Origin of the sequence: Massilia sp. Root335 (assembly GCF_001425685.1) — a bacterium.
Taxonomy (GTDB): Bacteria; Pseudomonadota; Gammaproteobacteria; order Burkholderiales; family Burkholderiaceae_D; genus Telluria; species Telluria luteola.
This window is the reverse complement of sequence record NZ_LMCY01000041.1, coordinates 503-946: the sequence shown is the minus strand read 5'-3', so window position 1 is coordinate 946 and position 444 is coordinate 503. Positions and strand designations below refer to the sequence as shown.

Annotated in this window: 1 protein-coding gene; it reads right to left on the bottom strand. The window is 66.4% G+C overall.

What is annotated here, in order from left to right; all coding sequences use genetic code 11:
- Positions 1–444, bottom strand: a 444-nt coding sequence (locus tag ASC93_RS21280) for an FAD-binding protein (RefSeq protein WP_229412826.1), incomplete at both ends; no start/stop codon positions are given.

Below are 444 nucleotides of genomic sequence, written 5' to 3'. Positions count from 1 at the left end.
GTCCAGCTCGATCGCTTCGATGCGCGCCGTGTTGAACACCTTCGACTTGTCCTTGAACGAGACGTGCTTGCGGCGCTCGTCCAGCGCCATGATCTCGCGCACGCCTTCGTCCATCAGCGCCTGCGTGCGGAACACGCCGCAGTGCTTCTGCATCGTGGCGCGGATCGCGTTGGCCACGTCCTGCACCTTCTCGCCGCCGCTCGAATTCTCCAGGCGATTCAGACGGCCCAGCGCATAGTCGGCGAAGTCCGCCGGCAGCGCGCGGTTGCCCTGCTCCTTCAGGTTCTGCGCGACGATGTGGTTGCCGGCCGCGCGGCCGAACACCACCAGGTCGAGCAGCGAGTTCGTGCCGAGACGGTTCGCGCCGTGCACCGACACGCACGAGCATTCGCCGATCGCGTACAGGCCATTGACGACCTTCTGCGAACCGGTGCCGTCCGGGGT